The organism is Paenibacillus contaminans, from assembly GCF_003285015.1.
GTDB lineage: Bacteria > Bacillota > Bacilli > Paenibacillales > NBRC-103111 > Paenibacillus_V > Paenibacillus_V contaminans.
This window is the reverse complement of the sequence record NZ_QMFB01000047.1, coordinates 23,170-41,479: the sequence shown is the minus strand read 5'-3', so window position 1 is coordinate 41,479 and position 18,310 is coordinate 23,170. Positions and strand designations below refer to the sequence as shown.

At 50.5% G+C, this 18,310-nt stretch carries 12 protein-coding genes; 1 reads left to right on the top strand and 11 read right to left on the bottom strand.

The features are described 5' to 3' along the window. Positions 1 to 93: 93 nt before the first annotated feature. The 10 genes from DQG23_RS38935 to DQG23_RS38890 all read right to left on the bottom strand — a co-directional run bounded on the left by DQG23_RS38935 (position 94) and on the right by DQG23_RS38890 (position 15,636). Positions 94 to 1,824, bottom strand: a complete 1,731-nt coding sequence (locus DQG23_RS38935; protein ID WP_113036451.1) for a glycosyl hydrolase family 28-related protein — start codon at positions 1,822 to 1,824, stop codon at positions 94 to 96. A gap of 15 nt (positions 1,825 to 1,839) precedes the next feature. Continuing rightward, entirely contained in the window at positions 1,840 to 2,724 is an 885-nt protein-coding gene (locus tag DQG23_RS38930) for a carbohydrate ABC transporter permease (protein ID WP_113036450.1), read from the bottom strand. A gap of 31 nt (positions 2,725 to 2,755) precedes the next feature. Continuing rightward, entirely contained in the window at positions 2,756 to 3,613 is an 858-nt protein-coding gene (locus DQG23_RS38925) for an ABC transporter permease (RefSeq protein ID WP_113036460.1), read from the bottom strand. Positions 3,614 to 3,712: 99 nt separating this feature from the next. Then, positions 3,713 to 5,359, bottom strand: a complete 1,647-nt coding sequence (locus tag DQG23_RS38920; RefSeq protein ID WP_113036449.1) for an extracellular solute-binding protein — start codon at positions 5,357 to 5,359, stop codon at positions 3,713 to 3,715. Positions 5,360 to 5,465: 106 nt separating this feature from the next. Beyond that, on the bottom strand, positions 5,466 to 6,485 hold the full coding sequence (locus DQG23_RS38915) for an S-layer homology domain-containing protein (protein WP_113036448.1): 1,020 nt from the start codon (positions 6,483 to 6,485) through the stop codon (positions 5,466 to 5,468). Positions 6,486 to 6,561: 76 nt separating this feature from the next. After that, on the bottom strand, positions 6,562 to 8,271 hold the full coding sequence (locus tag DQG23_RS38910) for an exo-alpha-sialidase (RefSeq protein ID WP_113036447.1): 1,710 nt from the start codon (positions 8,269 to 8,271) through the stop codon (positions 6,562 to 6,564). Positions 8,272 to 8,451: 180 nt separating this feature from the next. Beyond that, positions 8,452 to 10,737, bottom strand: a complete 2,286-nt coding sequence (locus DQG23_RS38905) for a helix-turn-helix domain-containing protein (RefSeq protein ID WP_113036446.1) — start codon at positions 10,735 to 10,737, stop codon at positions 8,452 to 8,454. A gap of 287 nt (positions 10,738 to 11,024) precedes the next feature. Then, positions 11,025 to 13,097, bottom strand: a complete 2,073-nt coding sequence (locus tag DQG23_RS38900) for a beta-galactosidase trimerization domain-containing protein (RefSeq protein WP_113036445.1) — start codon at positions 13,095 to 13,097, stop codon at positions 11,025 to 11,027. Between the two features lie 147 nt (positions 13,098 to 13,244). After that, the gene (locus DQG23_RS38895; protein WP_113036444.1) at positions 13,245 to 13,616 is read right to left on the bottom strand and encodes an iron chaperone; all 372 of its coding nucleotides are present in this window, start codon (positions 13,614 to 13,616) and stop codon (positions 13,245 to 13,247) included. 412 nt (positions 13,617 to 14,028) lie between these two features. Next, a complete protein-coding gene (locus DQG23_RS38890; RefSeq protein WP_113036443.1) occupies positions 14,029 to 15,636 on the bottom strand; it encodes a sensor domain-containing diguanylate cyclase in 1,608 nt (535 codons plus the stop codon). 528 nt (positions 15,637 to 16,164) lie between these two features. On the opposite strand from DQG23_RS38890, the gene DQG23_RS38880 reads away from it, so the two are divergent. After that, on the top strand, positions 16,165 to 16,368 hold the full coding sequence (locus DQG23_RS38880) for a YgaP family membrane protein (protein ID WP_113036441.1): 204 nt from the start codon (positions 16,165 to 16,167) through the stop codon (positions 16,366 to 16,368). A gap of 126 nt (positions 16,369 to 16,494) precedes the next feature. Here DQG23_RS38880 and DQG23_RS38875 read toward each other — a convergent pair whose 3' ends face one another. After that, positions 16,495 to 17,451, bottom strand: coding sequence for a carbon-nitrogen hydrolase family protein (locus DQG23_RS38875; RefSeq protein WP_113036440.1), 957 nt, complete (start codon positions 17,449 to 17,451; stop codon positions 16,495 to 16,497). Positions 17,452 to 18,310 lie beyond the last annotated feature (859 nt).

Genomic DNA, 18,310 nt, shown 5'->3' with positions numbered 1-18,310 from the left:
CTTCGACTTTGAATAAAGACCGTTATGTACGGTCAAAACGGTTCTCTCGAAAAGCCGCACCTGCCCTCCAAACGGAGACAGGTGCGGCTTTCGTTATTCGTTATATACCGGAATATAGCCGGCTAACGTTCCATCGGTATGATAAACCGGAATTCGCTTGCTTTGCGCGGCGGGAACGCTTGCCGTTTGAATGGCCGATAGCTGAATCGATCCGTTATTCGTTACCGCAAATAACTCCTGATCGGTGTTGGAAACGACTTTCAACACCTCGGTCGTTCCGGCGCCGCTGACCGTTTGCTTGACCGCTATCGAGGTCCCGCTTCTATACATCGTATTGTGGGCCGTCTTCCCGTCCGTATATGCAAAGCCCAAGCTGCCGTTAACGACTAGATCCGCACCGCTCGGCACGCCGTTCGTTTTAATGCCGATCGTCTCGAACCGGCTTTCGGATCCGGCTATGACGATATTGCTTGTCCCTGCCGCATAAACAATCGGGTCATATTCTCCTAAAGCCGCGTTTTTGAACGTATTTCCGACAAAAGCGCTTTTTCTGGCGAAACCCGAAGGACTTGTATTCAAAAGCTTGATGCCAAAGCCGTCCGCAGCGCCTGTAAACCGGTTATTCGCAGCTTGGCAAAATTGCGTCGGTCCCGAATAAAGATTATCGAGGACGAAATAATGATCGCATTTGGCGTAATACACGAAATTATCGCTTATCACGCAGCCGTCCGTACCCGACACGAGCAACGGAATGAGCTTCGTATCGAACGGTACCTCGGTCGGGGCGGAGATCCGGTGGGAAATAAACTGATTGCCCGCGGCGACGACTCCGGAGGCTCTGCCCAGCACCAAGCCGAATTGGGCGCCGACGACCGTATTGCCGGCGATTTCGCACGATAATTTTTCGACATGGTTGCCGGTTGCCGGTGCGGATGCGCTGACATACATGCCTCGATAAAAAGCGCCGAATGTATTTCCGAATACTTTAATATTCGAAGGAATAAGCGCGGAACTGCCGTTCAAATCCATGCCGAAGCCGAATGGGCAATTCCTGGATTCGCTGTTCGAAATACGGATGTTCGTACAGGCTTGCGGCCCAGCGCCTTGCTGAACCGTAAAAGCTTTGCCTCCGTCCACATAATTGCTCTTGACTACGTACGGCAAATCGAAAACGTATACGTTGTCGATCGTAATGCCGCTAGTGCCGTTCGTCATCGAAATGCCGTTACAGCCATGAGTCGGATCGGAGGGATCCGTTTTTACGGACGTGATGGCCAAATCGCGGATCGTCATATTTTGCACGCTATTCAGTTGAAATACGTCAAAACCGATCGCGCTGACTCCCTTAATGACCGAAGCCTTGCCGTCGCCCATGAGAACGATGTTGTTCAAGTCGATCAGGACGGCGGTCGAATCCTGCCTTAATTCGGATAAATAAATATCGATGATATAAGTGCCCGGCGGGAAGTAGACGACGCCTCCCGTGATTTTGGCCGCTTGAATCGTACTGTTGATCGCATCGTAGTCGTTCGCCGTCCCGTCGCCGACCGCTCCGTAATCCTTTACATTGTACCAAGGACAACAGGAAGCCAAGCTTGCAGTCGTTTTGTCCTTATTCTTGTTGCCGTACACGGCTTCCGTAACCGCTCCGTCCTGCGCTGCGGCGTTTGCAATCGGCGTCCCTTGGAGCAAGCTCTGGGAAGCCAGCGCAATGCCGGCGACGCCTAGCGAAGCCAGAAGCTCTCTTCTGCCGAGCCGTTTGCCCGAATGCGTTTCTTTATTTTCGATATGCTTTGAAGTTCGATCCGCTTTGTTTTGAGTCATTTTCGTTTCCTCCCGTCATTCTTTTACACTCCCTGGCACGATCCCTTGCATGAAATATTTTTGCAGGAACGGATATAGAAAAAGGATGGGCAGCGTCGCCAAAATAATTTGAGCCGATTTGATCGACCGATCCGACAGCTCCTTCATCAGCACCACCTCCTTTTCCGTAACCGCGTTCATATCTTGTTGGATAATGAAGGTCTGCAAATAGCTTTGCAGCGGGTAATTTTCCGATCTGTTCATATAAATCAAACCATCGAACCAGCTGTTCCAATGCATAACGACCGAGAACAGCGACAAGGCGGCCATCGCAGGCATGGACAGCGGAATATAAATCCGCAGCAGCGTCGTCAAATGGCCCGCCCCGTCGATAAAGGCGGCTTCCTCCAATTCCTTCGGCAGGCCGCGGAAGAAATTCAATAGCAGGACGACGCTGAATACCGGAACCGCAGTCGGGATAAGCAGCACCCAAATCGTATCGAGCAGTCCCGTCATTTTGACGGTTAAGTAGGAGGGTACAAGGCCGCCGTTGAACAAAATCGTAAGCACAAAAAACCATGCGTAAACGGTCCGATACCTAAGCGCTCCGGCCTCCTTGGACAGCGGATAAGCTGCGAGAACGATCATCGTCATATTCAAGGAAGCGCCAAGCAGCACCCTTTGCACGGATTTCGCGAACGACTTGGCGAACGCTTCTTTTTGAAGCACGAATTCGTAAGCTTTCAGAGAAAAATCGACGGGTCTAAGACCGACCGTTCCTGCGTTTACCGCCGTACTGGAGCTGAAGGACACCGCAAGGACATGGATAACGGGCAATAAGCACAATAAAGAAAGAGCAGTTAAAAAAACAATATTGCCTGCGATAAACATACGTCTGCCGAATGTCGGTTGTTCGACCAAGCCCGCATTCTCCTTTATTCTTAGAGGTAGCTCAAAATATCCGATATCGGGCCAGCTTGTAGGCGAGAAAATATGCAGTCGATATCAGCGCGAGCGAAATAACCGATTTAAACAAACCGACTGCCGTCGCGACGCTGTACTGGGCATTCAACAACCCCATCCGGTAAACCATCGTATCGATAATATCGCCGCTTTCGTATACTTGCGGACTGTACAGGTTCAACACTTGATCGAACCCCGCATTAAGCACTTGGCCGAGCGCAAGCGTCAACAAAAGCACGAGGATCGGCCGCATGCCGGGCAGCGTGATGTGCCAGGTTTGCCTCCAACGGCCCGCTCCGTCGATTACCGCAGCTTCGTACAGCGTCGGATTGATACCGGTCAATGCGGCCAGATAAATGATCGTATTGAATCCGAACTCCTTCCATTCGTTTGTGGCGACAAGCACATACGGGAACCATCGGTTGTCGCCCAGAAAATAAATCGGCGCGATCCCGAAATAGCCGAGCAGCCGGTTCACGAGACCATGCTCCGGCGACAAAACGTCGATTAATATTCCGCTGAGCAGCAGCCAAGACAAAAAGTACGGGAAATAAATAAAGGTTTGAACCGCTCTTTTGAACGCGGTCTTCCGAACCTCGTTCAGCAGCATCGCTACGAGAATCGGTACTATGAGGCCCGCGATTATTTTCATAACCGAAATAAACAGCGTATTCGCAATAACGGTCATGATATCCGGCAGGCTGAAGACATACGTAAAATTTTTGAATCCGATCCATTCCGAGCCTTGAATACCTTTGGCCGGTATAAACCTTTGGAATGCAATGACCAAACCGAGCATGGGGCCATAGCTGTAAACCAGCACTATTAACACAGATGGCAGAAGCATCGCGTGCAAAGGCAATTCGAGACTCCGTTTCTTCCCCAAGCGGCATTTCCTCCAATCGGGCGGAAGGGCCTTCCCCTCCCTTACCTGCGATGCAATCCGTCATTTCTTCGTGTACCAGTCGTTTACGGCCTTCGTTATTTCGTCCCCGCCGGTCTTCTTCCAGTCGGCGACGAAATGCTCGAATTCCTCAATCGGTGCGCCTTGGATGATTTTGGTGAACGCTTCCGCCTCCAGCTTGACGAGCTGCGGCATTTTATCCGTCATGACCTGAAGAGGAGCGGTTATGAATTGGTTCGGCATAAACTGGTTGTTTTTAATAATTTGATCCACGACCTTCCCGCCTCCGTTCAAGCCGAAGCTGGCATTCTCCCCCCAAAACCTTCCGTCGCCATTCTGATATTTTTGAATGCTATCGTATACTTTCCGCTCCTCCGGCGTCAGCTTGCTCTTATCCCCGCCTCCGCCTTCGAGCAAAGGCTTTATATTTCGGTATACGCTTACATTTTTTTCGGAGCGGTACATTTTAATCGGCGCGTACATCCATAACGTATTGTTGTCAGGCGCTTCGTTCAGCTTGGCGAATAGGTCGTCGGACGTATTGAAATAAAAGGTATCCAGCCATTTTTGCAGCAGCGTGAAAATCGCTTCCTGATGTTTAACTCCCTTCTTGACGACCCAAAATCCGCCGTAAATATTTAGATCATGCTGATACATGACGGCTTCTCCGTCAATCGAAGGCATCGGGTACGCCTGCCAATCCGCATTCGGATCTTTATCCCTGCTTCTCCCAAGCGGAATGATTCCGGAATTCATGCTGCCGAAATAGACGCCCGCTTTGCCCATTGTAACGTTTTGCGTCATTTGCGTTGCGTTTTTGACGCCGAATTCCTTATCCAGCAGGCCGGTTTTGTACATCGTTTGCAGCGCGGCAAGCGCCTTTTTCATTTCCGGCTGGATGCTGCCGAACGTCAGCTTGCCGGAGGCATCCTTCACCCAAATGCCCCGGTAAGCATGGTAAGCGTTCATAAAGCCGTTTGCCGCCGACAAATCCTTGTCGATTCCGAATCCGATCGTATCGTCTTTGCCGTTCCCGTCCGGATCCTGCTTCGTAAAAGCTTCGATGATCGTTTGCAAATCCGCCATCGTTTTCGGCTCGGGCAAATTCAACGATCTCAACCAATCCGTTCGCACCCACAAGACCGGCACCGATTCCTCGGCAAGTCCCGTAAACGGAATGCCCATCAGCTTGCCGTCGATCATCGCCGCTTCCATGACTTCGTCACCGGCTTCCTTGAGCACTTTTCTGACCGAATCCGGAGCCAATTTCTCATAAATGCCGGTCAGGTCTTCAATCAAGCCGGATTCATGAAGCTGCTTGAATTGCGCCGGCGTGACGAGAAAAATATCGGGCAAATCGCCGGATGCGAGCGTTAAGTTCATTTTCTTCTCATAATCGTTGTAATGAACCGCCCATACATGCTTCACCTTGATTCCGAATTCGCTTTCGAGCGTCCGCGTCCAAACGTTATTGTTCATATCGTCGCCTTGCGGATACTTGATCCCGCTAAAATAGTAGCTTCCGGTTGTAAGCTCAATCGGCGGATCGTACTTGGCAGGCAGCGTTTGCATGATTTCCGCAGCGGGGGCGCTTCCGGCTTTCTGCTTTTCGGTATTGGAGCCGCAAGCCGATAGAAGGAGCGAAGCGGATAAGTTCAAGGATAATGCAGCAATAATCGGGCGTTTCATGTTTCATCTTCCCCCTCGTCTAATTTACTTGTTCAACAGTTCAGTCATTTTCCATACCGGCAGCTCCAATGGCAATGGACGTATGATACGGTTCCGGGTTCGCAGTTCATAAGCGCCCTCCCCATTTGAACAACAATCGCTTGATCAATACAGCCGCTTCCGCTCTGGTCGCCAGTGCCCCCGGCTCGAACGTATCGGCGGTTCTGCCGTTGACGATACCTTCACGAACGGCAATCGCAATATCTTTAACCGCCCAATCGCCGATCGAGCTTGCATCCGCGAACGGGATCGAACCGGCTGAATCCGTATCCTTTAAGCCCCCCTCCGAAATATGCATGCCCGCCCTCATAATCATCACCGTCATTTGTTCCCGCGTAATCTCTTCCTCCGGCGCGAAGCCGTTTTCCGTCATTCCTTGAATAAGTCCCGCAGCATAAGCGCCGCTTACGGCTGCTCGATACCAGGAGTCCTCCGGCACATCGGTAAACGGAGTTGTCGCGTCGCTTTCATCCAGCTTTAATGCACGTACCAGCATTGTTGCGAATTGCGCTCTGGTTATCATCGCATCCGGCACAAACCGCTCCTCATCCATGCCGTCGATTATTCCCTCGAATGCAAGCTTTTCAATATCTTCTCCGGCCCAATGCCCTGCCAAATCCGAAAATCCTTTAACCGCAAATGCGCTTTTTTCTACCGGAATCGTCGTGCTTTGCAGCTTATCGGTGACAATCTTTATCGATTCCCACTTCACCGAAGCTTTCCCTTGTTTCTTAAGCTTAAATGTTAAAGTACCGATCTTGAAATCGCCGCTATATCCGGGAGCATCACCTATTTGGGTATAAGCCGTGACGATTTCGTTCTTCGTGACGATCGGTGGCACGAAAAATCCATCCAGCCCGGATTCCCCTCCCAGCAGCTCCAGCCTCTCGGGATCGAACGATAATCTGGCTTCGTAGCCGTATAGATGATTCAAATTTGCCGCACTTAAGGTCATGACGACTTTACCGTCATAAGGCTTGCCTGCATCCAGCCGAAAAGCCGGAGCTTCATCGGCGTTTGCCGAGGCGACGAGGGGCCCCGATAAACAAAAAACGACGATCAGCAAATAAATGATCGATGTACGCACGCTTCTCCATCCCCCCTTATCCCGAGCTGCCCCTGCAGGAGGAGGAGAACCTCCTCCTGCAGGGGCAGCCGTTCTATTACCGCTTTACTTTCTTGGCTAATATCGCCAAATCCTCGATATCGATTTTGCCGTCGCCGTTCAAATCCGCACGCTTCACTTGCTCCCAATCCGGGCTGCCGCTGTTTTTCCCATAATTAGCGGCCATAATCGCCAAATCGCCGACCGTTACTTTGTTATCCTGGTTAATGTCTCCGGGAAGACCGGCTGTCACTTGAATGCTCACCGAGGACAGCTCGGCCACATATTCAACGCCTTGACCGTCCGCCAAAGCAGCGTCCGTAATCCTGATCTCGCTTGCCGTCGTCTGCGAAACAAACTTCGCTTTAAACGTGAGCTCGACAATATCACCTTGCCCCGTAATCTCGTTGCCCGGTCCTGCGCTGGCCAAAATCAATTGAACCGTTCCGTTCGGGTTTGCCGAGGTTTCCAGCAAGTTGACCCCCGACTTGACCGAGGCCGCCGAAACGAACTCGACCGAGCTGGGATCGAAAGCGAATGTGACATCCTGAGCGTATACCCGCTCGGAGACGCTGCTTAATCCGTATCTTACCTTGAACGTTTCACCGCCCTGTACATTGCTTGCGTCAGCCGTCAAGGATGCTGCATTGCCGAACCCCGTTCCCGCCGTAATATCGGCCAGCTTCCATATTTGCAGCTTTAACGGCAATGTATACTTACCGTCAGGAAGAGGGTTGTACGTATAATACGTGATGAGAACCTCGTCGCGGTAAGTTGTAATGGAAGGATAGGCATATACGCCGCTGTTCGAAGGCGTAAGATTGATGAAATTCGTCCATGTTTCGCCTTCGTCGCCCGAAAGCGCCATCGTCAAAGGTCTGCGCACTTCCGTAGAAACATTGTTCCAGATAAGCAGCAGCGGCCCTAGGCCGTTATCCGGTATTCTTTTGACCATTTGCGGGGTATACGGCGAATTCAAATCCGTTTTTACCGGATCGCCCCAAGTGGTTCCGCCGTCATCCGAATACGCTTTGTAAATATACTTGAGCGTCGAGCGGATGAGCAGCATGACTCGTTTATCCTTCAGCTCGACAAGGACCGGTTCGGCCGGAGCCCCTGTCGGCATGTTGACGAATGGCCCGACCGTCCAAGTCTCCCCGTCATCGTCCGAATAGATCGCAAACGCTCCCGTTTTCCCGGGCTGGGCCGCCGATTTTCCGCCAAGCGGCAATATAATTCTACCGGAGGACAGCATCACCGCCCGGTCGTTCGCCGTCACGTGATGACCGGTATAGGGCGTAATGTTGCGTGGCTGTCCCCATGTCAACCCTTCGTCGGCGGAACGTTTCATATACATCGAAACTTCTGCGTTATCGTCCTGCTTGGCGAAAAACAGAGCGAGCTCGCCGGTTTTCAATCGGACGATCCCTTGGTTCGTCACATTTTTTTGACCGATATTTTCTTGAATGAGGAATTTCTCTCCCCACGTTCTTCCCCCGTCCTCCGAGATTTTCCCCGAAATGACGCCCGGAGACGCATCCATCACATCCGTGTAATCGTCGTAAGTAAGCAGCAGCCTGTTGTTCGTCAATTCGAAAATCGCGCTGTTGAACGCTCTTTTCGTCGTTGTGCTCTCGTTCGCCTCCACAAGGGTCGATTCGAATACCGGCCCTTTCTGCTGCTCCTGACCGCCTGCGGCGTAGGCTTGCATCGACAACAGCAGTGAAAACAGCATGACGACCAGAAGCGTTTTGCACATTTTGTTCATCCGTCTTGCCTCCCTTATAAAATGACTACACCAAAAATCTATAAAATTTCGGGCTGATCCGATATATAGATTTCTGGGTTAAAGCTTCGAAATTCCATACGATTGCGGCATTTCCGCCTTAAAAAAACCTTGTACGGCACGGTGTCATGCCAACAAAGGTTCCTCGGGACCGACTTAAGCTCAAGTGACGGAATCCTCCCCGGCGTTTATCTTGAATGCGCTCCTGTATTTCGCCGGAGAACCGCCGACTACCGTTTTGAAGCAGGTGCTGAAATAATTGGCATCGTTATAGCCGACTTGCTCTGCGACTTCTCCGATTTTGCTGTCCGTCGTTTCCAAAAGCTTTTTCGCATGGTCCATCCGAACCTTCATCAAGTATTGGGAAAAATTTTCGCCCGTTTCATTTTTGAACAGCTTGGACAAATAATTTTCGCTAACGAACAGCTCCTTCGCCATTTTGGCGACCGACAAGCCGCTGTCCGCATATTGCATGTCTATCGTCCGAATCGCTTTGACGACGAGATCGTTCATCTTCTTGTCCCTGCCCGCCGCGATCGCGTCGATCATATCCGTAAGCAGCTGCAGCAGCGCTTCCCGTGATTCGTCGATCCGATCCGAGCCGTGAATTTGCTCGATGACCCCGAGCCGGTCCGTATGGATGGCGTTCACGTTCGCACCGAGGCCGGAGGCGTTTTTCAAGCTTTTGAGATAAATGTTTAAAATCGAGAAGTTGATAATTTCCTTCTTGATATATTTCTCTCTGAAGGCGGCAAAAAGCTGGTTCATTTTCTCCATCAGACGGTTTTTCTCCATGTACATGACGGCATCGGCAATATCGTCCTCCATGTGCTCCAGCATTTCGTAATCGTAGTCCGTATGCTTGATATCGTTCGAATAAATGATTTCGTTCTCCCCGAGAAAAAAAGTATAATTCAACGCCGACAACGCTTCTTGGTAAGAATTGCGGATGCTTTCGAAGCCGGCGGCGACCGAGCCCGCTCCGATATTCGCTTTAACGCCCAATTGGACGTTTAAAGCCTTATGAAGAGCTTCGAGCGTTTCCTCGCGCTGCGATTGCCGCTCGAATCCCGCCACCAAAATCATTTTTCTGGAGTCGAATACGTAAAGATACGCCTCCGCACCCGCCTTTTCCAGTTCGGCTGAAAGGAAGCTCTCCAGCATGCGAATGTTGAACCGGTTCATGTTCAAATCATGCTCTTGGAACTCGAATATGGCGGCAAAATTGTTTTTGTCGGCAATACGAATGCCGAGCTCCCCGGCTTCTTGTATGTAATCGCTTTCGTCCAATCTTACGAAAAGCAGCTTGCTGAAAAATCTTTCTCTTCGCAAAGGTACGCTTTCCTTGAGCCTACCTACCATCCGATTGAATTGATCGGCTAAAATTCCGAGCTCGTTTGCGGGAATTTTATTCATTTTGCTGTTCAAATCTCCCTGTTCGACGCGATTCATCAGGCTCACTAATTTGTTGACGGGTCTGACCAGCGATTTGGACAAAAAATGGGACAGCAGCATAACGCTGAGCAAAATGATCATAACGGCGTAAACCGTCACCCTTTTGAAATATGCCACGTCTTTCAGCAGTTCTTTCTCCGGTACCATGCTGATCAGCGTGTATCCGTATTTTTCATTTTTCAAATAGGTCGCCCAATAGTCGACGCCGCCGATATTCGGTTCGGAAGAGCCTTGAACGCCGTCCTGCTCGAGAAAGCTTGTTTCGAACGGACTCGGGGAATTCCACTTGTTCCTATTGCTGTCTATCACTTGCACATGCTGCCGGTCCATGACAGAAACGTAATTGCCGCTTTCACCGTTTCCTAGGAGCGCCGCGAACGCCTCTTTTTTGACGCTGAGCAGGATGACGCCGATTTCCGAATTTCCGTCGACGATGCTGCGCGCAAACGTAACCAGCTCCGGATTGTTCAGGATTCGACCGGAATAATCGATGTATACGCCGCCTTTCAAATCCGCCACAGCGCTATACCACGTCGAAAACTCGATATGCGACAACATCTCGTCCCGCGTAAAGGCGTTGTAATCGAACGAATACCGGTTGTTAAACTTGTCCAGCACATAAATCGAACCGATTTCCGTCGTCACGATATTCGCTTCGTTCATCCTTTGATACAACATCGAAGCGAGCTTCAGCTGCTTTTCGAGAGGCATGCTTTTGAAATGCTTTAATAAATCCTGCGTATTTTCCTCATAGACTAATGACATCATGACGTCGGAATATTTTTGAATACCGGCGTTCATATGATCCTCGACATTTTTGAGCCGGTTCAGGACCGCTTTGCTTTCCTTTTCTTTAATAATGGTTCCCGACACCTTAATGGTAACGCTTGCAAAAGTGACGATAATAAGTACGGCAATAAGCAAATACGAGAAAACAAGAATATTTTTGATGCTGAAAAACGAAAAAGTCGGCCATTTCCTGCGGTCTCCCACCAGATATCACCTGCTTATTTCATGATTTTTACTCATTTTACTTGGTAACAAGGACAAACGACTACGCCGTCCTCAAGACTTTTGAAGAAAGCGGCGCCCTATACTTAGTGATAGTCGCGTTAATAGCTGTATTTTAAAACAACACCTGCCTCCTGCCGGAGACAAGTGTTGCGTGAAGCGGACTCGTTACTTTGTTTATAACCCGGTATAATCTGACGACGTATCTACGTCCCGAAGCTGATACGCATGTCAACATCTTTGACGATGCCGTTTCGCCATGAACCGGCCTACAAATTCGAGCCCTCAACAACAATCGCGGCGTGCAAGCCGATTTCCGGAACGACGCAGCGGATGCGATCCCCTTCCTTCGTAAACGGCAGCTCCACGCCTCCGGGAACGACGTATACCCGCTCGGCGGTTGTCTTCATGACAACCTCGATATGTTTCGCCGGCACGATTTCTTCGACGAACGTCTTGGAGCCTGCTGCCTTCTCTTCGCGGACATTCGTCAAATGGACGACGGCGCGGTCCGGCTGACGCATCACATTGACTTCGACCGACAACGGAGCTTCGACTTTCACCTTCGGCTCCGGATACAGCAGGTTCAGGATGTTCAAGTAAAGCGTCCTCAGCCAAGGCGATCCCGTCCGCCAATACGCGGATTCGATCGGAGCGGCGATATACATGCTCGTTCCCTCGCCGTACGAATGGGAAACGATCGCCGGATAAGGCGTCTCAACTGCCGGATGCGCGTGCTGATGGTAAACGTGACGGAACGGCTTGGCCTCCAGCGCAGGGTCCGTAAACTTGGCGAGCGTCTCTGCGCCGGGTTTGGCCGTTATTCGAAGCGTATTCTGATCCGAGTCCTTCAGCAGTATCGGCATATTGGGAACCGAGCCCGAAACCGCCCGGTCGACCGGATAAAAGTAGGAAACGCTGTAATTGGATACGTCGGCGAATTCGATGCCGAATACGTCCGCAAGTCCGAAAGAAGGCTTTCGTCCCCCGTCTCCGTCATACAAGGACGTACGGTTCGATGCGAGCAGACGTCCTCCTTGTCTTACGAACTCCCTTATGCGATTTTCCACGGCTTCGCTCAAATAGGCCTGATCCGGCAAAACGAGCAGCTCATACTCGTCGAGCTTTTCCAGCAAAACCGCCTCGTCGATAATATCGAAATGAATATGTCCTTCCGTCAGTATCCGGTGGAGCCCTTGCAAATGAGGTTCGTCGGCGGCATATGCATGAACGGATGCCTCTAGTAATCGTTTACTTTCGATCGAATGAAGGACGGCGGCCATCGGAACGCTTTCCGCATCCTTCAGCCACGGCTCAAGCGACTTTACCCACTCGTTCGTCTCGCCCATCGCTTGCATCACAGGTTCGGGAACTTGGCCCTTCATAAATCCGGAAGGATAAGCGACATGGCCGAAGCTGATCGATCCGCCGTTCACGACGGCAATCGCGGCCGTTGTCCTCAGCGTCGCTTCCGGCGCGACCGTCCACTCTCCCCAGCTTCCCATTTCGCTAGGCATCATGAGCTCGAAAGGCTTTCCGAACGACCGCTTCCACCTTGCCAGCAAACTGCCGTGCGCATAATGCGGAGGATGAAATTCGGAAGTAAAATAATCCGCATAACGGTCGGCTTCCACTTGCCCGAAGCGCGGATCGCCCGCATGATTCCAGCCGACAAGCAAATCGGGATTGATCGCCTTGATGCGGGAGGCAGCGTCGCGCAGGAAGTTATGGCGTATATCGCGCTGGAAAGACTGGAACTCTTTTAGCTCCTGCGTTCCCGGCTGAGGCGAATGCGGCATCGGCTTGCCATAGCGGGATTTATACCAAGCACTGCAATACTCGCAATAGCAGCTATTGCTCCACACGTAAGTAATATCGAAGAAAAATCCGGCGACTCCGTAGTTTTCGGCGATCTCTTGGAATTGGCCGTAAACGTAGTCGCGATACGGGGAATTCATGCAGAGAAGGTCGTAGTAGTCGAAGGCTTCGACGATCGGCTCCTGATCCGAAGTCCGCTGCCGGTAGTCGGGGTTTGCCGCCGCGACATGGCTGTTCAGCCCTACATTATAATAGGCGATGATTGCGATTCCGTGCTTGCGCGCTTCTTCCACAACTTCGGCGAGCAGATCGCCCTTCAATCTGATATTTTTGTGGCCGATTCGCGTATTGAAATAACTGTTGCCGAAGGCGTCCTTCGTCATAAACGTAATCGTCTGGACGCCGGCTTTTACCGCCGCTTCGATATAGTCCGCCACATTCAGTTCCACTTCGGGAACGGCTTCTCCCGCATGAAAATCGAACAATCCCCGCCGAAATGTATTGCGGTACAGAGTATTTGCCATGATTGGTAGCCTCCGTCTCTTTGCGGTTCTTATCGCAGCTAGCTTCCATTTTGCCGCGACCGCATCATTATATATAATATATATTATATATCCGGAGAAGGACGGTCAATATGCCGTTTAAAATTGCTTCGTTCATTTGCCACTATTTTATTTCCGCCAAAAAGTTGTACAGTCTGCCTTATCCGAAATATTAAACTCGATCATTTTCTCAAGTAACGAGAAATCAACCGGACTATTCCACTTGATACGTACAAGCTCCTTGGTGTGATCGTAGCCGGCCTGCGCAATGTCATCGGAAAAATGATTAATCCCCGCTCTTTCAGGGGCAACAGCCAGATGTTGTTTGGATACGCTAAAGCCGATAATAAAGGTGTCATGATCGGTAAACATAGGCTGATTCCATGCAATTTTGGGCACTAAATTCGGAAATTTCTTAGTTACCCATGCGAAAACTTCTTCCGTACGGGCCCGATGCAGCGGGTTATCGATCTTCGTTAAAAATTCTGCAAAAACTTCCATGCCGATCCCTCCTAAAATATAACGATGTCGTTCAGCGAAGTTCCTCACACCTATACAACAAAAGGTATAACAGATTCAGACCAAGTAATCAATGAATGACTCGACTTACCAGAGTAACAGCTTCACCAACCACTGGCATATTCAGCGTCGCGGTTACTACCGGCAAATTGGCCAAATAGCTTCGACAAGAAGCCGGAGGCCCAGAACGATCTTGCCGTAACGGTGGAGCTTAACGGCAATGCTCAAAAATCTCATAAAACTCCTTCGATTCAGGTTATGCCAACAAAGCAAAAAGACAGCCGGAAGCATAAAATTGCGCTTCCGGCTGTCTTTTCTGATTGGGCTCTCCAGTACGGCAAACAAATAATAAGGGACGGAGGATACGCTTTGCTAATCCGCTTGGCTGCGGCGCTCATTCGGTGGAAAACTCGTACGATCGCGTTATGACCGTCTGGTTGCGGCCCATTCTTTTCGCTTCGTACAATGCTTGATCGGCTTGCAAAAACAAGGCTTCCGCCGCCAACGCATGCGACGGGTAATGAGCGATGCCAAGCGAGAGCGTTACCGGTTTCCCGACCGGTTCGACGCTCTCCTCCATCGTCCGGCGGATTCGCTCGGCGACGATAAACGCTTCCGGCACACTAGTCCGAGCCAGCAGGATGACAAACTCTTCTCCTCCGTACCGGCAGCAGATGTCGATCGGCCGAACCGATTGCTTCATCGTTTCCGCGAGAACCTTCAGCACTTCGTCGCCGACTTGATGACCATACGTATCATTGATCGATTTGAACTTATCCAGATCCAAGACAATGATGGAGAACGGAGCCTGCTCCGCAATCCATCCGTTCATCGCCTTTTCCATCGTCCTTCTGTTCGCCAGTCCCGTTAACGGGTCCGTAACGGCGGCTTGCGTCAGCTGATCCGTCCGTTCCCTAATATCCGCAACTGCTAGCATAATCGTCCGGGTCAACAGGTCGGCTTCCCTGTTCCAATGACTCTGCGGCGCAGGAAGATCGACCTTCTCCTTCCCCAATTTGCTGACAAGATCGGCAAGGGAAACGAACGGCCGGGCCAATCTTCGCGCAAGCCAAACGGCTGCCAGCATCAGCAGCACAAAAGGAGGAAGCATATAGAGCAGCATCGTTCGGATATCGCGGTTCAACTGCTCGTACACTTTGTCGATCGGGGAAACGACGACGACCCCCCAGTTATTCTCCTGGACGGTCGAATAGCCGGCGAGCAGCGCCACTCCTCTCGTATTGACGACCTGCTCGGAGCCGTTTTGGCCCTGCATCGTCTTTATGACGACTTGATTTCGGCTTACGTTCTCGGCGATTCTGCTTCTGTCCGGATGAAACAGCAAGGAACCGTCCGAGCTTACGACAAAGAAGTAGGTCCCCAGCTCGTCGATGTTGTTGCTCCCGAATATCGTATTCATGATGTTATTCTCTTGTAGGTAAATCGTCCCCCCGATCAATCCCCGGTATGTCCCGTCTTTATCGAAGAGAGGCTCGCTCATGAACATGATCAGCCGTCCGGTAGCCGAAATGTACGGCTTGGACGTATAGGGCTTCCGCAGTGCCAGCGCTTCTTTGCTTGCATCGGTACTAAGCGGTTTACCGGCCGTGCCGGCGGTTTGCGGCGCTATGCTCCGCATGATGCCCGTTTCATCCACCGCTACGATGGAATTGAAGTAACCGCTGCTTCGTCTCATCAGCTCCAAATGCTCGTACCTGATCTCCTCGTTCATTAGCGGATTGTTCGCCATAATGCCGGCGGTATATTGCAGGCTGCCCCGCATCGATTTGAAGAGCGAGTCCATCGTCAAGCTCATTTTCATCGCATTGGAATGATTTAATGTGAGCGTCGTATCGAATAACGCCCGTTTTTTGGATTGGTAGGATGCGATCAGCTGAATCGTAAACGTAAGGGCGACCGATAGAGCAACAAGCCCTGACAGCAGCGTCGCAAGACTGATCTTTCTTTGCGGGCAATTAATAATGTCGCGCGGCGTAAGCATGGCATTGCCCCTTTGCATCAATGATCCATGCTTAATTCGACATTATTCTACATTTTCCTTCTATCCATCTGCGTCCGCTTGCAGAGGCCTTCACTTCAACATGTAGTTCACTATCAATAAAATTATGAGAAAAATCGGGATAAACAACAGTTGTGCAATAATCACAGGGTTGGTAAGCAAAGGATGTTTAATGGTGACATCGCTCATTGCTTTCATGTCCCGATTATGATGCTGCTGTCTTTTCATAATCAGAATTGATGCGATCATCCCGATCAAAAGTGTAATGACGCCTCCGGCGAAAAGCCAAAATAATGTATTAGTGTACAACACTCATCGTCCTTTCTCAAATTAGGATTCGCGATTTTCCGATATCGTGTATTGTTTCGTTTACAGAAAAAAATATGCCAAAGACAGTAACTACCATTAAATAAACGCATTAGCACGCCATAAAACATTAACAATATAGAGGGATTCTTTTAAATAAAACGAATGAACGAAAGCAGCTTCCTGGAAGGAGGAATATAAAGCTTGAAATGCAACGTTGGTAAAACCGAACAAGTCTTGAGAATTTCCAGCGGAGCTATTATTGTTTTGGCCGGTCTCTATTACAGAAACTGGTGGGGACTGATCGGGTTGGCGCCAATCATTACTGGTGCAGCCCGCTATTGTCCGGCGAATGCCGTCCTAGGAATTCAAAATTGTAAGGTTACGTCCTCTAATCAGGCGCCATAAAACAGAAAAAAAGCGGTCTGAAGCCATGTATAGGTTTCAGACCGCCTTTTCTGTTTCGATATGCACGACTAACCACGAACGGAAACCGCTGAGACTTCATATATAACGCTTCATACAAACGACAGGTTATTCTTGATTGAAGCCGCGCACGATATCCTGCTTCTGACGGTTCACGATTAATTGAAAGACGTCCGGGCGGCTGTAATGACCCACAGCATCAAAATCAAAACGGCTTTGCGCGACCAAAGAAAGATCCAGATCGGCAATCAGCATGCCCTCTTGATTATAAAGAGGCTCCACGACGTATTCGCCAAGCGGACCGACAATCGCGCTGCCCCCTCTGCACATGATGCCCGGATCGTCCTTAATGTCTTCATAACATGCCAAATCGGCGGGATACGAATCTTTGGTCACGAACTGATTGCTGGAAACGACAAAACAGCGGCCTTCGCAGGCGATATGCCGTATCGTAGACTGCCACGTGTCGCGTGCGTCCGCCGTTGGCGTAATAAAGATGTCGATCCCTTGAGCATACATGGCCGTTCGGGCAAGCGGCATATAATTTTCCCAGCAGATCAAACCGCCGATTCTGCCGAAAGGCGTATCGATCACCGTAAGCGTACTCCCGTCGCCTTGTCCCCACAAGAGCCGCTCCGAGCCTGTCGGCACAAGCTTGCGGTGTTTGCCGGCCACTTCCCCATCCGGCCCGATATAAACGACCGAATTGTATAAGGTGCCTCTGCTGAATTCCCGGTCCCGCTCCACTACGCCGATGACAAGGTATACCCCGGTTTCTTTGGCGAGCTCTCCAAGCGCCTCCGTTTCTACTCCCGGTATTTCAATGGCGCTCTCCCAGTATCGCTTCCAATCTTCCCGTCCCGCGGTATTCCGGCTTCCCACACGCGTGCCGAACCCGAGTCCCCGGGGATATCCGGGCAGAAACACTTCGGGAAATACGACTAAATCCGCTCCTTGACCGGCCGCTTCCTTCGTCTTGCTTATTATTTTTTCCATCGATGATAACTTATCGAAAAGAATCGGCGAAGCTTGAACGACAGCTATTCGAATTTGATTTTTGGTCATTCGGCTAATCCCCTCTCCGGCTTTACTAGGGCGTGTCTGAATACTCTGAGAGGAACAGATTTTGCCGAATTTTCGTTCCATGCAAGGCGCGTTTGTGAAGGCGTACCGGGGGTACGTCAAGCAAACGGAACGAAGCAGGGGGCGAAAAGGCGGTGAAAGATGACCCCGAGTGAGTTTTCAGACACGTCCTAGCTATCATAAAAGAAAAAACCGACGGCTAAACCATCCAAAAGGTAAAACTTATAGCCATCCGCTTGCAAGCATAGGTTGGTTATACGAGGACGATACTACAAGAATAAACGGCTTCACCGTCCTAAACGCTTTCGAAGAAAGCGGCTTCGTAAGTATAAGCTAAGGGCAGGCGCGTTTACTGCTGAATATTAGGCCCAATTAATGCACGACATATAATTCTGATATTTTGAGAACCGCCTTGCGGCGGCTTTGGGGTTCGATATATCGCGCAGTCCGAATTTGCCCGCTTGGAATCGAGTACGGCTTCCTTTCCCTGCATCTAGTCCGAAAACGCCTGCTTGCAGCGGCTTTTTTGCTCGTCACACCGGTGAATCCGTTCTCCAAGTCGGCAAAATCGGACTCGAGCGTAAGGCTCACCTCGATTCCTTGCTCCAAACGGGCGTTTTCGGACTACAGCATATTGAGGAACCTTAATGGCAGCTTAGGGATGAACGTCCCTTATAGGACTTGCGTGTTTACCTGAAAATTTGAACAATCGGCGAAAGAGACGCTTTCTGGCGAGAATACATAGGAACCGATGTCCGGCAAACCATCCATTCTATAAGCAGGTTCACCATCCATGTTCAATAAATTGATATAGTTCCGTCATTTTTCGCATGAAAAGAGA